General features: G+C 53.1%; 14 protein-coding genes. 7 read left to right on the plus strand and 7 right to left on the minus strand.

Features of this window, described 5'->3' with window-relative positions; translation table 11 throughout:
- The first annotated feature begins 43 nt into the window (after positions 1–43).
- The gene (hemE, locus tag DW350_RS02060) at positions 44–1,108 is read left to right on the plus strand and encodes a uroporphyrinogen decarboxylase (protein WP_115717259.1); all 1,065 of its coding nucleotides are present in this window, start codon (positions 44–46) and stop codon (positions 1,106–1,108) included.
- Positions 1,109–1,203: 95 nt separating this feature from the next.
- A complete protein-coding gene (locus DW350_RS02065) occupies positions 1,204–5,244 on the plus strand; it encodes an EAL domain-containing protein (RefSeq protein ID WP_192954775.1) in 4,041 nt (1,346 codons plus the stop codon).
- Here DW350_RS02065 and DW350_RS02070 read toward each other — a convergent pair.
- A complete protein-coding gene (locus tag DW350_RS02070; protein WP_192954776.1) occupies positions 5,237–5,770 on the minus strand; it encodes a DUF1439 domain-containing protein in 534 nt (177 codons plus the stop codon). The genes DW350_RS02065 and DW350_RS02070 overlap by 8 nt on opposite strands.
- 247 nt (positions 5,771–6,017) lie before the next feature.
- Between DW350_RS02070 and mdh the strand changes: the two genes are divergently transcribed.
- Complete coding sequence (mdh, locus tag DW350_RS02075) at positions 6,018–7,190, plus strand: iron-dependent methanol dehydrogenase (RefSeq protein WP_115717262.1); 1,173 nt, start codon at positions 6,018–6,020, stop codon at positions 7,188–7,190.
- Between the two features lie 38 nt (positions 7,191–7,228).
- On the opposite strand, the gene DW350_RS02080 is transcribed toward mdh, so the two are convergent.
- Positions 7,229–8,128 carry a helix-turn-helix domain-containing protein gene (locus tag DW350_RS02080; RefSeq protein ID WP_115717263.1) on the minus strand — a complete coding sequence of 300 codons (900 nt, stop codon included), beginning with the start codon at positions 8,126–8,128 and terminating at the stop codon, positions 7,229–7,231.
- Positions 8,129–8,285: 157 nt separating this feature from the next.
- On the opposite strand from DW350_RS02080, the gene exaC reads away from it, so the two are divergent.
- A complete protein-coding gene (gene exaC, locus DW350_RS02085) occupies positions 8,286–9,806 on the plus strand; it encodes an acetaldehyde dehydrogenase ExaC (RefSeq protein WP_115717264.1) in 1,521 nt (506 codons plus the stop codon).
- A gap of 83 nt (positions 9,807–9,889) precedes the next feature.
- Here exaC and alaC read toward each other — a convergent pair whose 3' ends face one another.
- Positions 9,890–11,116: an alanine transaminase gene (alaC, locus tag DW350_RS02090; RefSeq protein ID WP_115717265.1), complete on the minus strand. Its 1,227-nt coding sequence runs from the start codon at positions 11,114–11,116 to the stop codon at positions 9,890–9,892.
- 231 nt (positions 11,117–11,347) lie between these two features.
- Here alaC and DW350_RS02095 point away from each other — a divergent pair, with 231 nt between their 5' ends.
- Complete coding sequence (locus DW350_RS02095) at positions 11,348–12,049, plus strand: glutamine amidotransferase-related protein (RefSeq protein WP_115717266.1); 702 nt, start codon at positions 11,348–11,350, stop codon at positions 12,047–12,049.
- 39 nt (positions 12,050–12,088) lie between these two features.
- On the opposite strand, the gene aroG is transcribed toward DW350_RS02095, so the two are convergent.
- On the minus strand, positions 12,089–13,141 hold the full coding sequence (gene aroG, locus DW350_RS02100) for a 3-deoxy-7-phosphoheptulonate synthase AroG (protein ID WP_115717267.1): 1,053 nt from the start codon (positions 13,139–13,141) through the stop codon (positions 12,089–12,091).
- Positions 13,142–13,194: 53 nt separating this feature from the next.
- Positions 13,195–13,647 (minus strand): acyl-CoA thioesterase, encoded by a 453-nt coding sequence (locus DW350_RS02105; protein WP_115720530.1) that lies wholly within the window; start codon positions 13,645–13,647, stop codon positions 13,195–13,197.
- Between the two features lie 134 nt (positions 13,648–13,781).
- Between DW350_RS02105 and rlmD the strand changes: the two genes are divergently transcribed.
- Both rlmD and DW350_RS02115 read left to right on the plus strand, forming a co-directional pair.
- Positions 13,782–15,125, plus strand: a complete 1,344-nt coding sequence (gene rlmD / locus DW350_RS02110) for a 23S rRNA (uracil(1939)-C(5))-methyltransferase RlmD (RefSeq protein ID WP_115717268.1) — start codon at positions 13,782–13,784, stop codon at positions 15,123–15,125.
- Between the two features lie 144 nt (positions 15,126–15,269).
- Positions 15,270–16,568: a peptidoglycan DD-metalloendopeptidase family protein gene (locus tag DW350_RS02115; RefSeq protein ID WP_115717269.1), complete on the plus strand. Its 1,299-nt coding sequence runs from the start codon at positions 15,270–15,272 to the stop codon at positions 16,566–16,568.
- A 22-nt stretch (positions 16,569–16,590) separates the two neighbouring features.
- Here DW350_RS02115 and DW350_RS02120 read toward each other — a convergent pair whose 3' ends face one another.
- Complete coding sequence (locus DW350_RS02120; RefSeq protein WP_115717270.1) at positions 16,591–17,805, minus strand: MFS transporter; 1,215 nt, start codon at positions 17,803–17,805, stop codon at positions 16,591–16,593.
- A 74-nt stretch (positions 17,806–17,879) separates the two neighbouring features.
- Entirely contained in the window at positions 17,880–18,470 is a 591-nt protein-coding gene (locus tag DW350_RS02125; protein WP_115717271.1) for a uracil-DNA glycosylase family protein, read from the minus strand.
- Positions 18,471–18,486 lie beyond the last annotated feature (16 nt).

The raw sequence follows: 18,486 nt of genomic DNA on the forward strand, positions 1-18,486 counted from the left end.
AACTGCTGTTACAATGCGCCCGTTCGAAATCAAGAGGCGGCATATGCACCAGCTTAAAAACGATCGTTACCTCAAAGCCCTACTGCGCCAACCGGTAGATCAAACCCCGGTGTGGATGATGCGTCAGGCTGGCCGGTATCTCCCCGAATACAAGGCGACCCGGGCCGAAGCTGGCAGCTTTATGGATCTTTGCAAAAACACCGAGCTGGCATGTGAGGTGACGTTGCAGCCACTGCGCCGCTTTGCGCTTGATGCGGCCATTTTGTTTTCCGATATCCTCACCATTCCTGACGCCATGGGCTTAGGGCTGTATTTTGAAACCGGTGAAGGCCCCAAATTTGAGCGGCCCATTCAAAGCGCTGCCGATGTGGCGGCGTTGCCGGTGCCCGATCCAGAACAAGATCTGGGTTACGTAATGGATGCCGTGCGCGCTATTCGCACAGCGCTTGATGGCCAGGTGCCGCTGATTGGTTTTTCCGGCAGTCCTTGGACCTTGGCCACCTATATGGTGGAAGGTAGCTCCACTAAAACCTTCACCAAAATCAAGAAAATGATTTTCTCTGAACCGGCGTTGGCGCATGCCATGTTGGCGAAGCTGGCCGATTCAGTGACCTTGTATCTGAATGCGCAAATCAAAGCCGGTGCACAAGCGGTGCAGATCTTCGATACCTGGGGCGGCGTGTTGTCGGGCCCGGCGTATCAAGCGTTTTCCCTGCAGTATATGGCGCGGATTGTTGATGGGCTTATCCGTGAACATGAAGGCCGCAAAGTGCCCGTGGTGTTGTTTACCAAGGGCGGCGGTTTGTGGCTTGAAGATATTGCAGCCACCGGTTGTGACGCTGTCGGTTTAGACTGGAGTGTTGATATTGGTGATGCCCGCCGCCGTATCGGCGATAAAGTGGCGGTGCAGGGCAACATGGACCCGTCCATGCTATATGCCCCGCCGGCGGTGATTGAAGGCGAAGTGGCACGTATTTTAGCGAGCTATGGCCAAGGCAGCGGCCATGTCTTTAATCTTGGCCATGGTATTCACCCTGATGTGAACCCTGACCATGCCGGCGCCTTTATCGAAGCCGTTGGCCGATTGTCGAAACCCTACCATCGATAAAAAAGCCCCCAAGCGGGGGCTTTTTCGTCGTTACTGTTTGTTTTCTTGCCTATTACTGCCAATACTCAGATCCCCAGGGATACATGGGTGGCAGGATGCAAAGACTTTCTCTAAGTAATCGTGTAGCTCTGTTGTCAGTGGCGGTAGTCCTGATAACGGGCCTGCTGGTGCAGTGGCTCACGTTTTCGCAAATGACAGCTGGCGTAGTTAAGGAACAGCAGCAACTGCTGCAAGCCAAGAGCCTTAACCTGGCCCAGTCTATGGACAGTTATCGTGACGACGTTGCACTGTTGGCTGGCTTGGGCGAGATAAAGTCTTGGCTTGCCAGCACACCTTTGCCGCCAACGCCGCCCATTTCTATTAGCAAAACTTTTTCCCGGCTAATGGAGTTTACTCCCGACTATTTTCAAGCCCGTGTACTCGATGCCCAAGGCCATGAACTGCTTAAGCTGGAACGCCAGGAAAATGGCCAGCTTCAGCAATTGCCTCAAAGCCAGCTGCAAGACAAAAGTGGCCGTGATTATGTCATCAACAGTCAAGGCCTTAGCCAAGGGCAAGTCTATGTGTCACCCCTTAACCTCAATCAAGAGTTTGGGCGTATTCAAATTCCGCATTTGCCTACCGTCAGGCTGGTGTCGCCGGTAGTGGCCGATAATGGCAAGCGCCTGGGGTTTGTGATTCTTAATGTTGATTTTCGCTACGACCTGAATAACTACCTATTGGACGCAGAGAGCGAGTCTTATACCTATCTGGTGAATGAAAAGGGGCAAATTTTGTTTTCCCCAAAACCGGATGAAAGTTTTGCCTTTGAACTGGGGCGAGACCTGCGTATTCAGGATAAATTTCCTAGTTTGGTCAACGATATCGTCAAGCTGGATGCCAATAACAACCTCGAGCTGTTGCGGCAAACTGATAGCGTTGATGGCAACTACTACTTTGCAGAGCCTATCGCTTATACCCAAGATGCCAGCACCAACCGTTATTGGTTGGTAATAAGAGCACTGCCTCAACACTTCTTGCTGGCCGATGCGTTGCAGTTTCGGAACATCTTCTTGTTGCAACTAGTGGTGGTGGTGGTGGCAATGTTTTTGCTGCTCACCTTTGGTATTCGCCGTTTACTCTACCCTCTGCGCCTATTGGGTAAAGCTACCTACCAAGTCGCGAGGGGCCAGTACGGTGTGACTCTGCCTACCGCAAAGTCAAAAGAGCTAAGCCGCCTGACCGATGACTTCAGTCATATGCTCAAACGCCTTAAAGACCGGGAGGCTGAGCTAAGCCAAAGCAAAGACCGATTTGCGCTTTTTCTATCAAAGGTGCCCTGTCAGGTTGCCATTTTTGACCAAGGCATGCGCTATGTTGCCGCCAGTGACACCTGGTTAGAGCGCCATGGTCTCGATAGCCTGCATTACATTGGCCATAGTCATTACGATATCTACCAGTTAGACAGTGATGAATGGCGTAGTGTTTATGCGCGCTGTTTGCGTGGTGAAAGCCTGCGCTGTGAAGAAGATAGCTTTCTCGTCGCAGGGCAAGTGCAGTGGCTGCATTGGGAAGTTATTCCCTGGTATGAAAGTGCCGATAAGCAGGGGGGAATTATCGTTTTTAAAGACGATATTACCGAGCGTAAGCGGCTGGAGGCTGAAAACCTCGAGCGGCAAATGCTGCTGCGCACCACCTTTGATAACGCCGCTGAAGGTATTGCGATGGTTGACCCAGATCTTAGCTGGCGCAGCGTCAATAAAGTGCTGGCAAGGTCCCTGGGTTACCAGTTGCAAGACCTAGAAGGTCAGAGCGTTAATGCCATTTTAAGCCCTGAAAGTCGCAACTTGCTGCGCCACGCTTTGGTGGCGTTAAAAGAAGAACCATACACCCATCAATGTTTGGATATGGCGTTTCATGCCAAAGACGGCCGTGATGTTTTATTAGAGACCCATATTGCCGTGGTATTGGGGCGTGGTGAGCAGCTTCGTCATTATGTTTTTCAAACCCGTGATGTAACGATGGTGCGGCGTTTAGAGCAGCAACAGGCTTTGGTTGCACAGCGTTTGGAAATGGCAACGCGCGCTGGCCAAATCGGCATTTGGGAATATCTGCCAGCAACCGATACCTTGCTGTGGGATGAGCAAATGTATGTGCTGTTTGACTTAGCCGAACCACACGAAAAAATGCTGATGGATAGGTGGCAAGAGCAGGTTCATCCCGAGGATTTAGCCGCTGTTATGCGCGGCTTCGAACAAACCGTCAAGCTGGGCGTTCCCTTAGATCTGCAATTTCGTATTTTGCTTGAGCGGGGCCTGCGGTATATCCGTGTTATGGCCCAAAGCGTCAAGGATGATGCGGGTAAAGTGATAAGGGTGGTGGGGTGTAACTGGGATATTACCGACTTTAAATTGGCTGAGCAGTCCTTGGCTGAAGAAAAGGAACGTTTACATGTCACCTTGGGGGCCATTGGCGATGCGGTGTTGTGTACCGATGGCCAGGGCAACGTCACCTTTCTTAATCATGTTGCGGAAGACCTGTTGGCTTGGCCATTGGAGCAAGCGCGCCAACAAAGCGTGGAATCGCTGTTTGCTTTCTACAGTGAGCAAAGTAATAGCCCCTTGGATAATCCGGTACTGAGCTGCTTGCAGGAAAAGAATGTGCAGCTACCGGTGCAAGATTTGGTGATGGTAAACCGCCACGGTAAACGCTTTGATGTGATCACCTCTGTCGCGCCGGTACGTGATGCAAGAGGCGTCGTTTCTGGCACCGTGATGGTATTCCAAGACTTGACCCGCACCAAGGCACTGCAGCGAGAACTTAGCCACGCCTCAGCTCATGATGCGCTAACCGATTTAGTGAACAGAGCGCAGTTCGAACAATGTGTTGAACGCTGTATTGACCGGGTTAAACGCACCGGTAAAACCGCTCAGCTGTGCTTTTTCGACCTTGATAGCTTCAAAGTGCTAAACGACACCGCAGGGCATAGCGCCGGTGATGCGCTGCTGGTGGAGCTGGGGCAGCTTTGGCGTAAGCTGATTCGCCATGACGAAGACGTGCTGGCCCGCCTGGGCGGGGATGAATTTGGTCTGTTGTTAGAGCAGTGCAGTGCTGATAATGCCCGGCAGTTTGCCCAGCAAATGCTCGACACTGCCCAAAAGCTGAACTTCCACTGGGAAGACCAGGATTACGACGTTACCGCTTGTGTCGGTATTGCCAGTATTACCCCAGCCACCCAGTCGCTGGCGGAAGTGATGTCCCATGCCGATGTGGCCTGTTATGCCGCTAAAGCCGCTGGCCGTGCCAAGGTTTGCATATACAGTGGTGACGATACCGCCGCGCAATTAAGCCATCAGGAATTGATGATGGCCTCGCGGTTAAAGGCGGCCATTTCCCAGCAGCGTTTTATGCTTTACAGCCAAACTATCGAGGCCTTTGACGGGGAAGAACGCATGGCTGAGCTGTTGCTGCGCTTGCGTTCGGATGATGGCGGCATCATTGGCCCGGCTGCCTTTATACCGGCCGCAGAACGCTATGACTTAATGGAGCAGTTAGATTTATGGGTGGTTGACCAAGTGCTGTCGCAACAAGCTATGGCCCTGGCTCGCTCACCCATTGACTGCTTTTTTATCAATCTTTCAGCCAATTCCCTAAGCAGCGAGGCTTTTGCCCAGCAGCTATTAGATAAAATCTCCAACAGCGCCTTGCCCGCCAGCCGGGTGTGTTTTGAAATCACCGAAACGGCGCTCATAAACCAAATGTCCAATGCGGTGCGGCTGGTGCAGCAGTTGCGCTCTATCGGCGCCCGTGTCGCCATTGATGATTTTGGCTCTGGGTTAAGCTCCTTTGCCTATTTGCGCCATTTCCAGGTGGATTTCATCAAGATTGACGGCTGTTTTGTGCAAAATGCCGCGCAGAACCCGCTAGACAGAACCATTATTTCTTCGGTCAGTAATATTGCCCATCGCATGCAGGCGCGCAGTATTGCCGAGTGGGTAGAAAACGACGTTACCGCTCACCTGATGCACAAACTCGGGCTCGATTTTGCCCAAGGCTACTTTTTTAGCCGGCCAAGACCCTTAACCGAGTTATTGGAGGATGCCGAGGGCGCCGAGCAACCGTCAGCGACCCTCGGCAAAACCGGAGGCGTTAATTAGCCTTGTGAAAGGTGATTTTGCCTTTGCTGACGGTCATGGTCAGTGGCATTTTCGCAAAAGGACTATCGTCAGGGATGCGGTAAATCGGGTGATTATCTAAATACCGCGTTAGCCAAGAGCTAAACATGGCACTGTCTGGGCCCAACCGGCCGCTATACCCCATCACATCGGCTTTCGCGCTCAGTACTTTGAGGTTACGCAAATAAATGGCATGGCCTTCAAGGGCGGGCTTTCCTTGCACCGAAATAGCGACGGACAGCGGAATATTTTTCAATAGCTGGCTTAACGCTGCCTCGCCACGGATATCAAAGCGCGCTTGCTCATCACTCAGCGTTACCTTGAGCTGAGTGATGTCGGTGTTCACCCCTATCTCTTGGCTCATATCCTGGCTCCAGTGCTTGAGCTGTTTGTTGAGCCGGGCTTGCACATCTGCCTCGCTAACGCTGTAGCCCGTTAGCCCAACTAACTGGGCACAACCTGCCAGTGCTAACCATAAAAAGCTCACCGCGATAAGACGTGTTTTCATGCCGTGTTCCAAGGTTAATGTCGTTATCAATAATACCAGCTTGTTGCTGAACGGCAGTGTTGATACTGCGCTATCAAAAGAAGGGCTTTTTACTGGCCCGATGAGATGCAGGGGCATTTATGCAAAGCGATAGCGTTATAGGGTGAAGTGGGCTCAAGCCCGGAAATTGATCGAGATCCAGATGCATCATGCAGCTAAAGCGCAGACTGGATCCCACTTCTCTAGCCGTTCATGAAAGGAGCATGTCATGGCTATCAAAGCACTCGCAGATCAAACCTATGGATTTTTTATTCCCTGCGTCACCCTGATTGGGCTGGGTTCTGCCGCTGAGGTTGGGCCTAAAGCCAAAGAACTGGGTGCCCGTCGGGCGCTGATTGTCACTGATGCGGGCCTTCACAAATTAGGGGTATCCGAACAAATCGCCGGCTTTTTAAAAGCAGCCGATGTTGATGCGGTTATTTTCCCTGGCGCTGAGCCAAACCCGACCGATGTCAATGTGCATGAAGGCATCAAGGTGTTTCAGGACAACGACTGTGATTTTATCGTCTCACTCGGTGGTGGCAGTGCCCATGACTGTGCCAAAGGTATTGGCCTGGTTACCGCCGGTGGTGGCAATATCCGCGACTATGAAGGGGTGGATAAAAGCAAGGTGCCGATGACACCGCTTATCGCTGTTAATACCACCGCCGGCACCGCCTCGGAGATGACCCGTTTTTGCATCATCACCAACACTGAAACCCACGTAAAAATGGCCATTGTTGACTGGCGCTGCACGCCGTTGGTGGCGATTGACGACCCGAAACTGATGGTGGGTCAACCGCCGGCGCTGACCGCGGCGACTGGCATGGACGCATTAACCCACGCCATTGAAGCCTACGTTTCAACGGCGGCCAACCCCATTACCGACGCCTGCGCCGAAAAAGCCATTCGCTTGATTGCCAAGTGGCTGCGCCCGGCTGTTGCCAACGGCACTGACTTAGAAGCGCGTGATGCCATGTGTTATGCCCAGTATCTGGCGGGTATGGCTTTTAACAATGCGTCTTTGGGGTATGTGCACGCCATGGCGCACCAGTTGGGTGGTTTCTATAACCTGCCGCACGGGGTTTGTAATGCGGTGCTGCTGCCCCACGTTTGTGAATTTAACCTTATCGCTTGCCCCGAACGCTACCAGGATATTGCCCATTTCTTAGGGATTGAAACCTTGGGGATGAGCGTTACCGAAGCGGCGCAAGCGGGAATTGAGGCGATCCACGAGCTATCTTCTGCCATCAATATTCCGCCTAACCTCACCGAGCTGGGTGTGAAGGAAGAGGACTTGAATATCATGGCCGAGAACGCCCAGAAAGATGCCTGTATGTTGACCAATCCAAGGTTGGCAAAACATCAGCAAGTGGTGGATATCTTCCGCTCTGCGCTGTAACGCTTTGTTTGCGAAAAGCCCGCCATCGGCGGGCTTTTTTAATTGAGCTGCCGGCGATAACGCCCCGGCGGCACACCGTTGGCGGCTTTAAAGCGGCGATTAAAATGCGACAGGCTTTGATAGCCCAATTCATAGGCAATTTCCGTCACACTCATCTGGCCTTCGGCTAACCAGCGCCGCGCTTGCTCAAGTCGCAGTTGTTGTTGGTATTCACCTGGGGTCATGGCCAGCTCTTGCTTGAACAAGCGGTACAGCTGCGCCTTGGAAATGCAGGCCTGGGCACTGAGTTTTTCCATATCAAGGGCCTGGCTGGGGTTGGCCTTGAGGTATTGCATTGCCGCCAATAAACCATGGTGGATTTGGCCCTGGTCTAAGGCGCTTAACAACAGCTCTCGGCTTTGTTGGCGCAACAAGCGCATTACCAGCTCGGTTAACTGCATATCGAGCAGCAGCTTTTGCTCGGCTACCGGTTCCACAAAGGTACTGATCAGCCGTTCTAACAGCTGCTGGGTTTGCGCATTATGGTGGCAGTGCACCGCTTTAGCCTGATAGCGGCAGGGGCCCAAGCTAGGGTCGCGCTGCTCATTAAGCTGCCGGGCAACGGCACTAATACGATCGCTACTGATATCAATCGCCAGGCAGGTGGTGGGGGCGGCTGGCCTGGCGTCGGGAAAATCAATCCACACCGGCTGGCCAGGTGCCAGCACAAAAGATTCGTGCGGTAAGAACAATTGCGGCTTGGCATAAACGCCATGCATCTGTTTGCTGCCTGCCAGCATCGCGCAATAGAGCAGGTTTTCAGATTGTAATGCCACTTGCCTGGCGGGTTCATACGTATCGTAAATAGACAGCTGGACTTGCGGGCCATGAAAACATACGCGGTTTTCTACGGCTTCACGCCGTCTGGCCTTACTGTTAAGACCGGCGAGCATCTGCATATACCTATTCCCCACTTTTGTTCTATGACTTTAACGGAAAGGTAAAGTTTAAACTGGCCCGATGACTGCCTCAGGCAAAGAGTTGCAACTAGGAGGCAAGAGTTCGGGTCGCTGCCTTTCGATAGTAGTGCATACAACGACAGAAGAGGAATGCAGCATGATTTACGCACAACCCGGTCAACCTAACGCTGTGGTTAACTTTAAGCCTCGTTATGAGAACTTTATTGGCGGACAGTGGCAGCCGCCGGTAGAAGGGCAGTATCTGGACAATGTCACACCGGTTACGGGCAAGGTGTTTTGCCAGGTACCGCGCTCATCCGCTGCCGATATCGACAAGGCAGTGGCTGCAGCGAAAAAGGCCGCACCTGCTTGGGCGGCCACCGCACCGGCCGAGCGTTCCCGGCTGCTGCTGCGTATTGCCGACCGCATCGAAGAAAACCTTGAGGTCTTGGCCGTTGCTGAAACCTGGGATAACGGCAAAGCCGTTCGCGAAACCTTAAACGCCGACATTCCCTTGCTGGCGGACCATTTCCGTTACTACGCCGGTTGTATTCGTGCCCAGGAAGGTACTATCAGCGAAATTGACGAAAACACCGTTGCCTACCACTTCCATGAACCCTTTGGTGTGGTCGGGCAAATCATTCCCTGGAACTTCCCGCTTTTGATGGCCGGTTGGAAGCTGGCTCCGGCTTTAGCGGCCGGTAACTGTGTAGTGTTAAAACCGGCCGAGCAAACCCCGGCATCTATTTGCGTGCTGATGGACATTATTGGTGACCTTATCCCGGAAGGGGTTATCAATGTGGTGCACGGCCTTGGCGCCGAAGCAGGCGAAGCATTGGCAACCCATACCGGCATTGCCAAAATTGCTTTTACCGGCTCTACCCCGGTGGGTTCAAAAATCATGGCCAATGCCGCCAAGTTATTGATACCGGCAACGCTAGAGCTTGGGGGCAAGTCGCCCAATATCTATTTTGAAGACGTGCTGAGCCAGGGCGAGGCCTTTGCCAACAAGTGCATTGAAGGGTTACTGATGACCTTCTTTAACCAAGGGGAGGTCTGTACTTGCCCGTCACGGGCGCTTATTCACGAGTCTATTTACGACCAGTTTATGGAAAAGGCGCTTGAGCGCGCCAAGCAAATTCGGCAAGGCAATCCGCTGGATACCGACACCCAGGTTGGTGCCCAGGCATCGCAGCAACAGTTGGATAAAATTTTGTCTTACATGGACATCGGCCGCGCCGAAGGGGTTGAAGTCTTGCTTGGTGGTGGCCGTGCTCAGGTTGGGGGCGGTTTGGAATCCGGCTTTTATGTTGAGCCGACCATGCTCAAAGGCAACAACAGCATGCGGGTGTTCCAAGAAGAGATCTTTGGGCCAACCCTGGCCATTACCACCTTTAAAGACGAAGCCGAAGCGCTGCGTATTGCCAACGATACTAGCTTTGGTTTGGGGGCCGGGGTTTGGACCATGGATGCCAACCGGGCCTATCGCATGGGGCGTGGCATTCAGGCCGGCCGGGTTTGGACCAACTGTTACCACCTTTACCCCGCCCATGCTGCTTTCGGGGGCTACAAGCGCTCAGGGATCGGCCGTGAAACCCACAAGATGATGCTGGACCACTACCAGCAAACCAAATGCATCTTGATGAGTTACGACCAAAAACCCCTGGGCTTTTTCTAAGTTCCACAGCTTGGCGCCGAAAGGCGCCTTTTTTGTGCCATAAAAAAACGCCTCTTTTGGAGGCGTTTTCTGCTGTCGGGCTGTTAGTCTTTATCGGGTTTAATGAGCCCGTCGTGGCGGAACATGGCTTTAATGCCGCGTATCGCCTGGCGGGTGCGGTCTTGGTTTTCAATCAGCGCAAAACGCACGTAGTCGTCGCCGTAGTCGCCGAAACCAATGCCGGGGGACACGCAGACCTTGGCATCGCTAAGGAGCTTTTTAGAAAACTCCAATGAGCCCATCTGCTGGTAGGCCTCGGGAATTTTTGCCCAAACGTACATGGACGCTTTTGGCATTTCCACCATCCAGCCCGCTTCGTGCAGCCCTTTAACCAAGGTATTGCGGCGCAACCGATACTGCTCGGCAATGTCACGCACACATTGCTGGTCGCCTTCCAAAGCGGCAATGGCGGCCACTTGCAGTGGCGTGAAGGTACCGTAATCGTGGTAGCTCTTAATGCGTGAAAGCGCATGCACCAGCTCTTTGTTGCCAACCATAAAGCCAATACGCCAACCGGCCATGTTGTAACTTTTCGACAGGGTGAAAAACTCCACCGCCACATCTTTAGCGCCAGGTACCTGCATGATAGAAGGCGCCTTCCAACCGTCATAGACGATGTCGGCGTAGGCCAGGTCGTGCACCACCAAAATGCCGTATTGCTTGGCAAGGGCGACAACCCGCTCAAAAAATTCCAGCTCAACACACTGAGCGGTGGGGTTAGACGGAAAACCCAAGATCATCATTTTGGGCTTGGGAATGGTTTCGCGAATGGCCCGTTCCAGCTCCAGAAAAAAGTCCACGCCGGGCACTAAAGGTACCGAACGCACCTGGGCTCCGGCGATGACGGCGCCGTATATGTGAATGGGGTAGCTGGGGTTGGGCACCAGCACGGTATCACCACTATCCAAAGTGGCCAGCATTAAATGCGCCAAGCCTTCTTTAGAGCCGATGGTGACAATGGCCTCGTCTTCCGGGTCGATATCCACTTGGTAGCGGTCTTGATACCAGCGGGAAATGGCCCGGCGCAGCCGAGGAATGCCCCGCGAGGTGGAATAACCATGGGTGTCGTCACGCTGGGCAACGGTGCACAGCTTTTCGACGATATGCGGTGGGGTAGGGCCGTCGGGGTTACCCATGCTGAAGTCGATAATATCTTCACCGCGGCGGCGGGCGGCCATTTTCAGTTCGGCAGTGATATTAAAAACGTAAGGGGGCAGGCGATCGATACGGTTAAAGCGGCGCGGCGGCTGGCCGTTGTTATCTTGGCTCATTGAGTTTCTCTGCTACGTAAGCGCCCGGAACCGTCCGAGCGACGCTGGCCTTGTAGAGGCCTAGACATCCGAGCCTATACCGCCGATGTGATTTTGCCCAGTCTTTGCATAGGTTTTTTTCACAACTGTCATTTTTAGCCCAATTGTCGGCTAGCCACCGCCTTCTCAACCCTTGCTGGCCTTTTAAAAAAGAGGCAATGTTGGCAAGCCGTTGGATGTTGGAGAAACTGCGTGAAAATCGCCTTGTTGCAAACCGATGTATTACACCCTGAATTTATTGAGCAATACCAAAGCTTTGGGGTTATGTTCCAGCAGATGTTTGCTGCGGCGGATATCGAAATACAAAGCGAGATCTTCAGCGTCATCGACGGTGTCTATCCGCCCAATCCTGATGATTTTGACGCCATGCTGGTCACCGGCTCTAAGGCCGATGCCTTTTCAAACGAGCCTTGGGTGCTGACCTTGGGCGCTTATTTACGCCAGCGCCATGATGCTGGCCAAAAGTTATTGGGCATTTGTTTTGGCCATCAATTGCTGGCCCATGCCTTAGGTGGCCGCACTGAAAGGGCCGCGGCGGGCTGGGGCGTTGGGGTAATGGCTTACCAGTGGCAAACAAAGCCGACCTGGCTTAATGATGAGGCCGCTACTTTTAAACTTATTTGCAGCCACCGTGACCAAGTTACGCAACTGCCGCCAGGGGCGACCTTGCTGGCAGCTAACGACTTTTGCCCCAACGCCGCTTTTTATATTGCCGATAAGGTGTTGGCATTTCAGGGGCACCCGGAATTTAGCACTGACTTTGGCGCCGAGCTTATTCATAAACGGCAGTTAGATATTGGTGACCCCTTGGCGCAAAAGGCGCTGACAAGTTACGCCCAAGGCCACGACGGCCTGGCCATTGCCAAAGTGATGCGAGACTTTGTTGGCCATTAAAAAAGCCGCCCTAAGGCGGCTTTTTTAGCAATGGTCGTTTTATGAGGTGCGGCGTTTTCTAACGCAGGCGGCCAGTTCTCTCAGCACTTTATCGGTGGCCTCCCAGCCGATACAGGCATCGGTAATGGACTGGCCATATGTCAGCTCGCTGCCTTCTTCGAGGTCTTGGCGGCCTTCTACCAGATGGCTTTCGATCATCACCCCAAATATGGCGTTATTGCCTTCGGCTATTTGCGCGCCAACATCCTCTGCCACGTCTAGCTGCTTTTGATATTGCTTCAAGCTATTGGCGTGGGAGAAATCAATCATTAATTTGTTGCGCAGCTTGGCTTTGTCGAGTTTGGCCATGACGTTTTGCACGTCTTCTTTGCTGTAATTGGGGGCCTTGCCGCCACGTAAAATGAGGTGGCAATCATCGTTACCGGCGGTGGCAACAATGGCGCTGTGACCAAACTTGGTGACCGATAAAAAGTGATGTGACGCTGAGGCGCTACGAATGGCATCGGCTGCAATTTTAATGTTGCCGTCGGTACCGTTTTTAAAACCGACCGGGCAAGAAAGGCCCGATGCCAGCTCACGGTGCACCTGTGACTCGGTGGTGCGTGCACCGATGGCGCCCCAACTAATCAGGTCGGCCAAGTATTGCGGGGTGATCATGTCCAAAAATTCGCTGGCGGTCGGCATGCCAAGGTCGGTCAAATCCAGCAGCAGCTTACGGGCAATGCGCAGGCCATCGTTGATTTGGCAGCTGTTGTCCATGTAAGGGTCATTGATAAGGCCCTTCCAGCCGACGGTGGTGCGCGGCTTTTCAAAGTAGACCCGCATGACGATTTCCAGGTCGTCTTTGAGTTCACTGCGCAGCGCTTTTAATTTGTGGGCATATTCCAGCGCCGCTTTCGGGTCGTGAATAGAACAGGGGCCAACAATGACCAGCAAGCGGTCGTCACGGTCATTGAGAATGTTATGGATGGCGTGACGGGCAACCGATACGGTATGTGCCGCCTGCTCGGTCGTCGGAAATTTTTCCAAAATGGCGATGGGCGGTAACAGTTCTTTGATCTCGACAATGCGCAGATCGTCATTTGGAAGCATGGTGTTTTTTTCCTTTGAAGCAAACGTACTGATAAAAAGCGTAGCGCTCTACCTTAACCGGCTTTGTAAACCGCTGCATTACCGTAACCCTCGATAAAGGCGTTCGGCATTCTCTTTGGCCGCCCGCTACTCATTTCGATGCAGACAAAACGGACCTTGCCCCGGAACAGGGTTTTACCGTCGCTGACTCTAACCAGTTGGAAACCGCGTTCAGAATACAGCTTGCCATCTGAATTGAGCACCCAGGTGCCCAGCAAAAGTTTATCGCCTAATAGGGCGGGGGCCAGATAATCATACTCGGCGTGTTGCATGGCCATGGCGCGGTTGAGCTGGCGGTAGCAGTTGATGCCCAATCCTAAAGCGCTGGTATGGGCCCAGGCAATATCACCACACCAGCCAACGTAGATTGCATTATTGGTATGACCCAAGGCATCAATATGCTCGTTGCCAACGCTGAGTTCTTGAATAAAGGGCCGATTATGGTCCCAGGCTAAGGTCGTTTCCATGGTGGGTGGGTAGCGGTTGAAGTCGGCCCAAACTAGCAAGGCTGCAGGGCTTGAGCAAGGCCTCATCAATATCTGTTGTCAGCCAACGAGCACTGGCCGTAATATGCGCCACCGCACTGCACAGTGACCCCATCATGCATAACGCTGCTGAGATTTTTGAGGTAACCGGTCTAACCGAAAAAGGCGACGGTATCGCCCAGTTAGGCCCGCGCCAAATCTTTATTTCAGGGGCGCTGCCAGGGGAAACCGTTAGCGCCCGGTTAACCGATATTAAGCCCCGTTATGCTCAGGCCGAGATGATAAGTGTGCTTGATGCGTCCAAGCAGCGGGTGGCCGCTTTTTGTAAACATCACCAGTGCGGAGGCTGCCAGATTGCGCATTTGGATTACCAAGCGCAGTTACAGCTAAAACGTCAGCGCTTGGTGGCTGCCTTAACAAAGGCGGGGCTCACGCCGGCTGTTGCCCCCTGCCTTGGCATGGCCACGCCTCTTGGCTTTCGCAATAAAGCACTTTATAGCGTTCAAGAGAGCGGCGGCGGTTTTGAAATTGGTTTTTATAAAAAGCACAGCCACCAGCTCGTTGCGGCGGATGATTGCCCGGTGCAAGGCGCTAAAGTCAGTGCTTTGCTGACCCAGGTGCGCCAGTGGATGCAAGCCTTTGCCATAAGCGGTTACAACGAAGCAAAACACAGTGGCCAAGTGCGCGGCATTATGGTCCGAGAAGGCCGAAACAGCGGGCAGTGGATGTTGGTTTTGGTGGCATTAACCGCCCATTTACCTGGCCTTGATGATTTACGCCAGCGGTTTAGGGAACATTGTCCTTGGCTGAGTACGCTGGTGCTCAATATCAATGCCGAACCTGGCAACCGGGTGCTGGGTTTTCAGGAACAGGTATTGATGGGGCCTGGGTATATTGAAGAGCAATTGGCGGCGCTAAGGTTTCATGTATCGGCGCAATCTTTCTTTCAGATCAATCCAAGCCAAACTGAGCAGCTATACGCTAAAGCCCTAGAATTTGCCGAGCTAACCGGCAAGGAGCGCGTGTTTGACCTCTATTGCGGCGCGGGCAGTATTTCGCTGTTTCTTGCCGCCAAGGCCAAAGAGGTGATTGGCGTAGAAGTGGTAGCGCAAGCTGTTGCTGACGCCAAAACCAATGCTGCGCTTAATGGCGTGGAAAACGCGCATTTTTACTTGGGTAAAGCCGAGCAGGTGGTGCCAGCGCTTTATCAACAAGGCATTAGGGCGGATGTGGTGGTGGTCGACCCGCCACGTAAGGGTTGTGACAGTGCACTGTTAAACACCTTGGTGGCGATGGCACCCAAAACCTTGGTGTATGTGTCTTGCGACGTCGATTCGCTGGCAAGGGACTTAGTAATACTTTGCCAACAGGGGTTTGTGGTAGATAAAGTGCAGCCGCTGGATATGTTTCCCCATAGTCTGCATGTTGAAACCCTGGCCAGGCTGACGTACAAACAGTGATTTGTTAACTGCCTTGATTTTTGTTATAAAATCACACATTGCGTCAAAAGCCTGAACTTTTTACGGCCATGGCGCTCTCACCGCCAGGCAGTCCGGGGCAGGGTCTTTGCCAGAAGTAAGGTGAATTGAGAGGGCCTTTTATTGATGCGTCAAGTGACACCAGACAAAATCATCCAATCTTTTAATAAGTTACCTAAAGCGCACAAAATTGCGCTTGGCTCTGTAACTCTACTTGTTGCCGCAGTATTGATGCGTCCAAGCAGCGACGACACCGTGCCCCTATCTATCGAATTTACCGATGCCGTTGCCGGCATGGGCCTCAAGGCACCTACCGATGCGCCTGTTAATACCAGTAAGGCTGCGGTTGATGTGCCTAACATCGAATACCAAATTCAAACCGGTGATACCTTAAGTGGCATTTTTAGTCACTTGGGCCTAAACCAGGCCACCATGTATCAGGTGCTGGAAAGTGACCAGGATATCCTGGCCCTCGACACCCTCAAACCCGGTGACACCTTGCAATTTTGGCTGGGTGGGGAAAACGGCAATCAGCTGCAGAAATTGGAGTTACGGTTTAACCTGGCGCATCAGGTGATCTTCACCCGTATCGACGACAGCCACTTTGAAAACAAAACCATAGACCTGCCGGGTACTTGGCAAAGTAAGGCCTTGAGCGGCGAGATTAATGGCAGCTTCTATGGCTCAGCGCTGCAAGCCGGCTTAAGCGACAGCGAAATTGCCAGCATCGCCACCATCTTTAAAGACAAGCTTAATTTCTCCCGTGATTTAAGAGCCGGTGACCATTTCCAAGTGGTGCGTAAAAGCCAGTACATTGATGGCCAAGCCACCGGCGACACCACGTTGCAGGCGGTGCGTATTGAAAATCGTGGCCGTGAGCTGACCGCGTTTTTATTCAGCGATGGCAGTTATTACGACAAAGACGGCCAAAGCCTGGTGCGGGCCTTTTTACGCTACCCAACCACCCGGCGTTACCGGATAAGCTCGCCTTTTAACCTGCATCGCCGTCACCCGGTAACGGGGCGTATCTCGCCACACTACGGCACTGACTTTGCCTGCCCTACCGGCACCGCCGTGATGGCCACAGCCGATGGTGTGGTAACCCGTATTGCCCATCACCCTTATGCCGGGCGTTATATTGTGCTGCAAAATGGCGGCGAATATTCCACCCGCTATTTGCACCTGAGTAAAGTGCTGGTGCATAAGGGGCAGATTGTCAGCCGTGGCCAAAAAATTGCCCTATCGGGGGCGACAGGACGGGTAACGGGGCCACATTTGCATTACGAGCTGCGCATTAATGGCCGGCCCGTGAATGCCATGACTGCCAATATTCCTATGGCGGCGGCGGTGGCGAAAAAAGACATGCCCGCCTTTGAAGCTGAAGTCAGTAAGTTGACCCAAGCCATGGACAATAATCCGTCATAAAAAAGGCCCGTACGGGCCTTTTTTATGGGTTAATCAGCTTGTCTCTTTCGGTGAGTGCTGGGAAGAGCTTCATCCATAGCGCCACCACGCCGATGGTGCAGCAACCGCCGATAATAATGGCTGGCACCACGCCAAACCAAGCGGCGGTTATTCCTGATTCAAACTCCCCTAACTGATTGGAAGTGCCAATAAAAATGTAGTTAACGGCGCTTACCCGGCCGCGCATTTCATCCGGGGTTTCCAGCTGAATGAGGGTTGAGCGGATCACCACGCTGACCATATCCGAGGCGCCTAACACCAACAGCGCTGCCATCGACAACCACAGATTATGCGAGATGCCGAACACCACGGTGGCAAGGCCAAACAGGCCCACGGCATAAAACATGATTTTGCCAACCCGCCTTTCCATCGGAAACCGCGTCAGCCATATCGACATCAACAAGGCCCCCACTGCCGGCGCTGATCTCAACAGGCCCAAGCCCCAAGAGCCGGTATGCAAAATGTCTTTGGCAACAATGGGCAGCAAGGCAGTAGCCCCGCCCAGTAATACCGAGAACAAGTCTAACGAGATAGCGCCCAGTACCACCGGATTGGCACGGATGTAATGAATGCCTGAGAACAGACTTTTGAGGCTGGCAGGGGTTTTACGTGGTGCCTGATATTCATAGCGCAGGGCTACCAGCAAAGCAGCGGAGATGACATAAAACGCCACCGAGGTGCTGTAAAGCCAGCTGGCACCCAGTAAATACACCAATCCCCCAAGGGCTGGCCCTGCAATAACCGCCGCTTCGCGGCTGCCCGAGCTTAGCGATAACGCTTTGGGTAGCAGCTGCGGGCTAACCAGGTTGGGCAGAAGCGCTGAGGTGGCAGGGGATTCAAAAGCGCGGGTTGCACCGAGCAGGCCACCGGTTAGGTAAATCATGTCAGGGGTCAGCTGGTGGGTGACATTGCTGTACACCAACAATCCCATGGTGGCGGCTAATACCAAACGGCAGATAATCACGATAACCCGGCGGTTGTATTGGTCGGCAATGTGGCCAGCAATCAGCGTTAATAAAAATTGCGGCACAAATTGCGCCAGGCCAACCAAACCCAGGCTCATGGCACTACCGGTCAGGTCATACATTTGCCAGCCGATACCCACCACCATCATTTGAAAGGCAAGGGAAGAGGCGATTTGGCCAAGCCAGAAGCGCACAAAAGTGCCATGGGCTAACAACGAAGAGGAATTCGACATCGGGGACTGCATCTCTAACAACAGGGCCACAGTTTACCGAGACTGATTTGTGAGATCCCGTGTTATTCGTTCAGTTATTCCAAAGACGGCCAGAGCTGTAATTGTTGTAGGCGGCTTTGCAGGGCTGGCAGTACTGTGGTGTCAAACCACGGATTACGCTTTAGCCATAAGAGGTTGCGGGGGCTGGGGTGTGGCAGCGGGAAATAGCGTGGGCCGTAGTCGGCAAAGTGCTTAACCCGTTCGGTGAGCGTGCGTTTGTCAGCCAGATAATAGTCTTGGGCATAGCGACCGATAAGCAGCACCAGCTCAATGTGAGGTAGCCGCGCCATAATGTGCTGATGCCAGGTTGGGGCGCACTCGGGGCGTGGCGGTAGATCACCACTTTTGCCCTTGCCGGGGTAACAAAAACCCATCGGCATAATGGCAACCCGGTTGGGGTTATAAAATTGTTCATCGGTCATTTGCAGCCACTGGCGCAGGCGGTCACCCGAGGGGTCATTAAAAGGAATGCCGGTGGCATGAACCCGGGTGCCAGGGGCTTGACCGATGATAAGTAGCCGCGCTTTTGCAGCGGCTTTGACTACCGGCCTTGGCCCTAACGGTAGCTGGGTGCTGCAGCGTTGACACTGCGACACTTCAGAGAGTAATTGCGTTAAATCTGTCATTCGCTTTATTGCAGTC

It is taken from the genome of Gallaecimonas mangrovi (assembly GCF_003367375.1).
Taxonomy (GTDB): domain Bacteria; phylum Pseudomonadota; class Gammaproteobacteria; order Enterobacterales; family Gallaecimonadaceae; genus Gallaecimonas; species Gallaecimonas mangrovi.

What these genes read in the sequence shown, in the direction of transcription:
- hemE (WP_115717259.1), top strand. Translation starts at nt 44, where the DNA reads ATGCACCAGCTTAAAAACGATCGTTACCTCAAAGCCCTACTGCGCCAA.
- DW350_RS02125 (WP_115717271.1), bottom strand. Translation starts at nt 18,470, where the DNA reads ATGACAGATTTAACGCAATTACTCTCTGAAGTGTCGCAGTGTCAACGC.
- DW350_RS02105 (WP_115720530.1), bottom strand. Translation starts at nt 13,647, where the DNA reads ATGGAAACGACCTTAGCCTGGGACCATAATCGGCCCTTTATTCAAGAA.
- DW350_RS02065 (WP_192954775.1), top strand. Translation starts at nt 1,204, where the DNA reads ATGCAAAGACTTTCTCTAAGTAATCGTGTAGCTCTGTTGTCAGTGGCG.
- DW350_RS02070 (WP_192954776.1), bottom strand. Translation starts at nt 5,770, where the DNA reads ATGAAAACACGTCTTATCGCGGTGAGCTTTTTATGGTTAGCACTGGCA.
- DW350_RS02080 (WP_115717263.1), bottom strand. Translation starts at nt 8,128, where the DNA reads ATGCAGATGCTCGCCGGTCTTAACAGTAAGGCCAGACGGCGTGAAGCC.
- DW350_RS02120 (WP_115717270.1), bottom strand. Translation starts at nt 17,805, where the DNA reads ATGTCGAATTCCTCTTCGTTGTTAGCCCATGGCACTTTTGTGCGCTTC.
- alaC (WP_115717265.1), bottom strand. Translation starts at nt 11,116, where the DNA reads ATGAGCCAAGATAACAACGGCCAGCCGCCGCGCCGCTTTAACCGTATC.
- mdh (WP_115717262.1), top strand. Translation starts at nt 6,018, where the DNA reads ATGGCTATCAAAGCACTCGCAGATCAAACCTATGGATTTTTTATTCCC.
- aroG (WP_115717267.1), bottom strand. Translation starts at nt 13,141, where the DNA reads ATGCTTCCAAATGACGATCTGCGCATTGTCGAGATCAAAGAACTGTTA.
- exaC (WP_115717264.1), top strand. Translation starts at nt 8,286, where the DNA reads ATGATTTACGCACAACCCGGTCAACCTAACGCTGTGGTTAACTTTAAG.
- rlmD (WP_115717268.1), top strand. Translation starts at nt 13,782, where the DNA reads ATGCATAACGCTGCTGAGATTTTTGAGGTAACCGGTCTAACCGAAAAA.
- DW350_RS02115 (WP_115717269.1), top strand. Translation starts at nt 15,270, where the DNA reads ATGCGTCAAGTGACACCAGACAAAATCATCCAATCTTTTAATAAGTTA.